At 38.6% G+C, this 7,284-nt stretch carries 6 protein-coding genes; all 6 read left to right on the top strand.

The annotated features are described in order from the left end of the window. Positions 1-237: transposase (locus AB4375_RS11345; protein ID WP_372051616.1), on the top strand; the 237-nt coding region annotated here is incomplete at its 5' end. A 412-nt stretch (positions 238-649) separates the two neighbouring features. Then, a complete protein-coding gene (locus AB4375_RS11340) occupies positions 650-2,143 on the top strand; it encodes a lipopolysaccharide biosynthesis protein (RefSeq protein WP_372051615.1) in 1,494 nt (497 codons plus the stop codon). Then, positions 2,136-3,335, top strand: coding sequence for a glycosyltransferase (locus AB4375_RS11335; RefSeq protein ID WP_372051614.1), 1,200 nt, complete (start codon positions 2,136-2,138; stop codon positions 3,333-3,335). Before AB4375_RS11340 ends, AB4375_RS11335 begins: the two co-directional genes overlap by 8 nt. Positions 3,336-3,555: 220 nt before the next feature. Continuing rightward, positions 3,556-4,680 (top strand): non-hydrolyzing UDP-N-acetylglucosamine 2-epimerase, encoded by a 1,125-nt coding sequence (gene wecB / locus AB4375_RS11330; protein WP_372051612.1) that lies wholly within the window; start codon positions 3,556-3,558, stop codon positions 4,678-4,680. 48 nt (positions 4,681-4,728) lie between these two features. Then, positions 4,729-5,988: a UDP-N-acetyl-D-mannosamine dehydrogenase gene (gene wecC / locus AB4375_RS11325; RefSeq protein ID WP_372051611.1), complete on the top strand. Its 1,260-nt coding sequence runs from the start codon at positions 4,729-4,731 to the stop codon at positions 5,986-5,988. Between the two features lie 108 nt (positions 5,989-6,096). Further along, positions 6,097-7,284: a glycosyltransferase family 4 protein gene (locus AB4375_RS11320; protein ID WP_372051609.1), complete on the top strand. Its 1,188-nt coding sequence runs from the start codon at positions 6,097-6,099 to the stop codon at positions 7,282-7,284.

Raw genomic sequence — 7,284 nt, 5'->3', positions numbered from 1 at the left:
TTCCTGCGGTCTACTCACCATCAGATGCACTGGCGATTAGACGTTGGTTATAAAGAAGATGAATGTCGGATACGTCGAGAGCAAGCCGGTGAGAATTTAGCAGTTATAAGACATATAGCTTTAAATCTGCTGACGGAAGAAATCAGCTTCAAAGCAGGGATCAAAAGAAAGCAGAAAAAAGCGAACCGCAATAACGCTTACCTTTCGCAAGTCCTTGCAGGGCAAGGGGCTTCGTAATCTTGCCCTGGGTCTTGGCCGTGTCCAAGTGCGTGTGGCACGCGTATTAAGTTGCGAAGCCCTAGCTGGTAACTTCTCACGATTGAAAGGGCTGAAATCCATCGTATGGTAGAAAGTTTTCGCTATCGAGAAAGCAAAGTCGTCGAAATTACATATTCTAAGGCATGAATTCGAGGACCTCAATATAGCAGTGTCGGTATAAGCAGGCATTTAAATTATAATTGATATTGAGAAGGTTAGTTTTAGCCACTAGAGCTAAATTAACGGAAAGTGAGCAAAATAGAAGTTCAAAAATGAAAGAGAGTAGGATTAACTTAATAGTTTAGTCATATATCATTATAGGGAATTAATCTGGTTGAAAATAGAGTAGTTCAGTAATAAATGGTTCTAAGAGCTAAAAAGTAGGCTATGCATGTCAACAAATAATAAGAGTAATCATAATATAAAAAAATCATCAGTGAAGGGTGCAGGGATAACTCTCTTTTCACAGGGTATCTCTATCTTTATTCAGATCATTTCAACCGTAATTCTTGCTCGATTACTGAATCCCGATGATTACGGAATTTTGGCGATGGTTATGTCGGTAACCGTTTTTGCAGGCATTTTTCGAGACTTAGGACTTTCATCTGCAGCAATTCAGAAAAAAGTGTTGACAAACGAACAACAGAGTAATTTATTTTGGCTTAATATTGCAGTTGGCTTAACTTTAACGCTAGTGGTTTCCCTAATGGCTCCAGTTGTTGTTTGGTTTTATGAGCGTCCAGAGTTGCTATGGGTCACGATGGTTATGTCTTTAAGTTTCGTTTTCACTAGTTTAGGTGCTCAGTCAGGGGCTATATTAATCAGAAATATGCAGTTTGGGTTAAGCTCTTTGATTAAGATTGTCGGAGCCACTGTCACATTGATAATTGCTGTGTTTTGTACACTAAGCAATCTCTCATATTGGTCTTTAGTTTTGGGGAACTTAGCTGGTGCTTTAGCGACAAGTTTGTTGTTACTCAAGTACTCCCCTTTTACTCCAACACTTCCAACTAAAGGGGCCGGAATACGGTCGATGGTTCATTTTGGAGCTAATGTTACTGCTTTTAATTTTGTGAATTACTTTTCTCGTAATTTGGATAATATTTTAATTGGACGTTTTGTGGGAGCATCTGCATTGGGTACCTATAGTAAAGCCTATCAGTTATTGCTATTTCCAATTACAGCAATTGTAGGTCCACTAAATTCTGTTGCTTTTCCTGCTATGAGTCGTTTAGATTCAAAATCTGCTGAATATAGAGATTATTATATGGATTTGATACGTATATTAGCCTTGATTACTATGCCTATTATGGTTTTTATGCATAGTGCTTCAGAAGAAGTTATTATTATTTTGTTAGGGGATCAATGGACAGAGGTTATTCCTATTTTTTCTGCTCTAGCGTTTGTTGGATTAATACAACCAGTTTCTAGTATGCGGGGATTAATTCTGCTTAGTTCTGGAGAATCAAAAAAATATTTACATGCAGGGTTATTTACAACGATTTTTGTTTCAATTTCATTTCTTATCGGTATATCTCATGGTGTTATGGGCATCGTATGGGCTTATGTCATTATTGAGTGGCTGCTTGTTTTACCGATGCATATTTATGCAAGTAAAAATACATCGATTACCAATTCAGATTTGTTGAAAGCTATCTTTAGCCCTTTGACTTGTGCCATTCTAGCTGGCGGATGTTTATACATAATAAATTTAATGATTCTGGATTACTCGATTCTGATTGGATTATTGATAAAGAGCACTGTCATTGTTTTTTTTGCGGTAATCTCAATTGTAATAAGTAAAAATAATCGGCGTGTATTTTTTGGTGTACTTCGACATATCCAGCAACTAATTTCGGAGCGGAGTAAGAAACTTCATGACTAGAAAATCTATTTGTATCATTGCAGGCTCCTTTCCTGCTCGGTCTGAAACTTTTGTGCGTGAACATGTTCTAGGGTTGGCACTTAGAGGTTGGCAGGTACATGTAATCGCTGGCGAAATAGGTGTAGGTATCAATGATAACGAGCTTTGCGAGATAGATGCTATAGGAGTTAAGCGACATTATATTGATTTTTTTTCAGGAACACGATTTGCTCGTTTGTGTCAGCAGTTTTTTCAATGCGTTAAAAACCCAACTCTGTTGAAATATTATAAAGGAAAAGATGTTTGGTCTCGAGCTGAAATGTTGTGGTCGGCTCAAGTCGCAAAGTTGATATGTCATTTAAACCCAGTAGTCCTTCATATTCATTATGGGGCCTACGCTGGTCCTTTATCTTATTTCAAACTCCCCAAAAAAGTTATCACAACCTGGCATGGCTTTGATGCAAATATAAAGCCCAAACGGTTAGGTTTCAATATGTATCATACGTTCTTTAGAAAAGAAGGAGTGCATACGGTTGGTTCCGATTTTATGGTGAAGCGGTTACAAATATTGGGGTGCTCGATAGATAACATATCACACATCCCTATGGGGGTTGATCTAGCATCTTTCCCTTTTATCGATCGGCGATCACAAAATTCAGACATCTTGCAGATAATATCTGTTGGTCGCCTAAGTGATGAAAAAGGTCATCAAGATTTGATTCAAGCGATTGCGTTGCTCGACTTATGGGAGGTACCGGTGAACCTGAGAATTATAGGGGATGGCCCTTTAAAAAGTGGACTTTTAGAAAAAATCGAAGAGGCTAATCTAACGTCAAGGGTCAGCCTCTTGGGGGCTCAAACCAATGAAGTTGTTCGAAGTGAGTTTGCTAAATCTGATCTATTTGTACTTGCCTGTAGAATCGGGAAAGATGGTGCTGAGGAAACACAAGGTGTTGCCATTATTGAAGCTCAAGCAACGGGGTTACCTATTGTCGTAACCGATGTCGGAGGTGTTTCTGAGTCGTTGCAACCCGGAGTTACAGGTGAACTTATTAAATCGAGAGATGTCGAAGGTATCGCAAATGCTATACAAGTATATGCGATAGACAAAAATAAGCGGATAAATCATGGGCAAGCAGGTAGTCGGTTTGTTCGTGAAAACTTTTCAATTGAAAATATGTTGGATAAACTTGAGAAAATATATTTAGGGTGAAGTGATTCTACTAGTTCTTGAGTTTTTAAAGATTCCATACTGGAACTATTATGGCGTTTTTTATTTAGTAATTTTGATTTTAAATGCTTATAGGTTGTTAATTGTATCGTGATAAATTAAATAATCTAGATATCAAATAAGAAAAAGAAAATGCTATGTTTAGCTGGTTAAATTAATGTGGATTTATAGCATTATGTTTATGAAAATTGTGGGTTGAGTTATGTCACGGAAAAAAGTCCTTTCAGTATTTGGTACTCGCCCAGAGGCGATTAAAATGGCACCCCTTGTCCATGCACTAAATGAAGATCAACGCTTCGAAGCTAAGGTTTGTGTGACAGCACAACACCGTGAAATGCTCGATCAAGTCTTAGAGCTATTTGAAATTACGCCTGATTATGATTTAGATTTAATGAAAGCGGGCCAAACACTCAATGATGTTACAGCTCGTATTCTACAAAAATTGAAACCTGTGCTTCAAGAATTTCAGCCAGATGTAGTTCTAGTACATGGCGATACTGCAACAACTTTTGCATCGGGCCTAGCGGCATACTACGAACAAATTCCAGTTGGCCATGTAGAAGCCGGCCTTCGTACTGGGAATATTTACTCACCTTGGCCTGAAGAGGGAAATCGCAGGCTAACAGGCGTTTTAACCAAATATCATTTCGCTCCTACTGAAACATCAAAGGCCAATCTACTTAAAGAAAAATTTAATGCTAGTGATATCATCGTTACCGGCAATACAGTGATTGATGCTCTCTTAATGGTTAAAGATAAGATTGAATCAAACAATGAGTTAAGTGTAGAGCTAGCCTCTCAGTTTCCATTTTTAGATGAAGATAAGAAGCTGATCCTAGTTACAGGACACAGAAGAGAAAGCTTTGGTGGTGGTTTTGAACGAATTTGTGAAGCGTTAGCGATTACCGCTAGAGCGCATCCAGAAACTCAAATACTCTACCCGATGCACTTAAACCCAAATGTACGTGAACCTGTTAATCGGATTCTAGCTGACATTGACAACATTCATCTTATTGAACCTCAGCAATACTTACCATTTGTATATCTAATGAGCCGATCACACATCATTCTTACTGACTCTGGGGGCATCCAAGAAGAAGCTCCATCCTTAGGGAAGCCGGTACTTGTGATGCGCGACACCACTGAACGGCCAGAGGCTGTAGAAGCGGGCACTGTTAAATTGGTAGGCACAGATGTTGATGTAATAGTAGAGAATCTTAACACTTTATTAACTGAGTCCATGGCATATCAAGAAATGAGCTTTGCCCATAACCCTTATGGCGATGGTAAAGCTTGTGAGCGTATCTTAAACGAATTAGCAAAATAGATTTTAATTACAAGTCGCTATTAATAGCGTATTAGTTAGGTATTAAACATGTCATTTCAAACAATTTCAGTAATCGGTCTCGGCTATATAGGTCTACCTACTGCCGCTATGTTCGCATCTCGCAAAAAGCGAGTGATTGGTGTAGATGTAAATCAACATGCAGTAGATACAATTAACCGTGGTGAGATCCATATCGTTGAACCAGATTTAGATATGATTGTGCATGAAGCCGTAACAGAGGGTTACCTTAAAGCAACTACAACCCCAGAACCCGCAGATGCCTTTTTGATAGCAGTACCAACCCCGTTTCTACCTTGTGTAGAGGGCGAATTTCCTCAGCCTGACCTAAAATATATTCAAACAGCAAGTGAAGCGATTGCTCCCGTACTTAAAAAAGGTGATTTAGTAATCCTTGAATCTACCTCACCTGTTGGTACAACTGAGCAAATGGCTGAATGGATGGCCAAAGCTCGTCCGGATTTGACCTTCCCGCAACAAGCGAGTAACAATGCAGACGTATCTATTGCACATTGCCCTGAACGAGTATTACCGGGACATGTTGTTCGCGAATTAGTTGCGAATGATCGTGTGATTGGTGGTATGTCGTCACGTTGCTCTGAGCGCTCCGTCGCATTATACAAAACCTTCGTAATGGGTGAATGTGTTAAAACGAACGCACGTACAGCCGAGATGGCAAAATTAACAGAAAACAGTTGCCGCGACGTACAAATAGCTTTTGCCAATGAACTATCAGTGATTTGCGATAAATTAGATATCGATGTAAGAGAGTTAATCTCTTTAGCTAATCGTCATCCTCGCATCAATATCTTACAACCAGGTCCTGGCGTAGGTGGCCATTGTATTGCTGTCGACCCTTGGTTTATTGTTTCTAAAACACCGGAAGAAGCAAAATTAATTAAAACTGCGCGCGAAGTAAACGATGCGAAACCGGAATGGGTGATTAATAAAGTTAAGTTGATTATCGCTGAATTTTTGCAGGCTAATCCTACTAGAACAGCAAAAGATGTCACGATTGCTTGTTATGGCTTAGCCTTCAAACCAGACATCGACGATTTGCGCGAAAGCCCAGCCTTGAATATTGCAAAATCAATCGCATCCAAGCACCCAGGACAAGTGCTAGCAATTGAACCTAATATCGAATCAATCGACATCGAAAATCTAAAATTAGTGACAATTGATGAGTCATTGACTAAAGCAGACATACATGTGATGCTAGTCGATCATAAACAATTTAAAAAGATCAAGTTGAATGATTCATTTATTATCGATACGAAAGGCATCTGGTAATATCCTTATCATTAAATAAAAAATATTAATATCGTTAAATATGTATTCCAGTTATATTTGGAAAATTTTAATGTAGCGAACTAACATGAAATTATAGAGACCAATAAAATGCGATTAGCATATCTTGTGAGCGATTTTAGTATCGATTTAGATAAACCCGGTGGACCATCTTCACATATTAAAGGTTCTGTTCAAGGGTTTCAGAGTCATGGGTATGAGGTTAAAGTATTTTTGGCTGGTGACTACAAGTTGATGGAGCCATCACAAAGTGTTTCTAAAAGTACAAACCAAGTAAAAAAGGGGGCAAACAAAGCTAAGGGTGTGCGCCTATTAATTTCTGAATTGCGTAGACGTTGGAATTTACGTAAACTGCCAGAAACCCTAGTTTCTGAGTTGAAAGCGTTTGAACCAGATGTAATTTATGAACGATCTTCTATCTTTTCTGATGCGGGTGTAAGGTTGGCACAAGAGTTGAAATGCTTCCATCTGTTAGAAACCTCTGGCTGTGAGAGTGAAATTTTTGAAGAAACGTATGGATTATTTTCTATACGATTTTCTAATTGGCTAGAAGGCCGTAAATTAAATCTAGCGCACGCTGTTATAACGCAATCGTCGGCGAGTGTAATACCTGTGGTAAATAAATTTAAGTTGAAAGTACCTGCCATTGCTAAACCAATAGGTCAAGATATCCCAATTCGGAATCAACTTTCAAAAGAGATTGTACCAAAGCAGGTATTTGAATTGCGAAAACGATATTCTTGCTTAGTAGTCTTTGTCGGAACATTCGCATCATACCAAGGGCCAGAGTTTCTTATGAAAATAATTGGAAGTGCCCAGATTAAATATCCCGAGATCGGTTTTATTTTATGTGGAGAAGGTGGTAATCAGTTAGAATGTTTTGAGTATTCAAAGACAAATAACTTAAGTAATGTTCTTTTTACAGGGATGCTAGGTTCGGATTCCTTGAATGCCACATTAAATATATGCGATATTGCGATAGTACCTGATTGTGAGAGAAACCTTAGTCCAATTAAAGTTCTACAGTACGGAGCCAACAAACTCCCTGTTATTGTTCCAAATTACCCTGCCTTTGATGAATTAATCGTACAAGGTAAAACTGGTTATCGATTTGAATCAGGGAATATTGATTCTGTTTTAGCGTGTTTTGGGTTGGTATTGGACAGCTTTGAACGGGTAGCTTTTATGGGACAAAAATTTCAAGATGTTATACGCAATCGCTACTCTTGGAAAATGGCTGTGTCTGATGTGGTAGATGCCATCTCAAAAAAGTCTTGA

It is taken from the genome of Vibrio sp. 10N.261.51.C6, from assembly GCF_041471785.1.
Classification (GTDB): domain Bacteria; phylum Pseudomonadota; class Gammaproteobacteria; order Enterobacterales; family Vibrionaceae; genus Vibrio; species Vibrio crassostreae_C.
The sequence above is the reverse complement of the archived record's forward strand: the minus strand, read 5'-3'. Positions and strand labels throughout refer to the sequence as shown.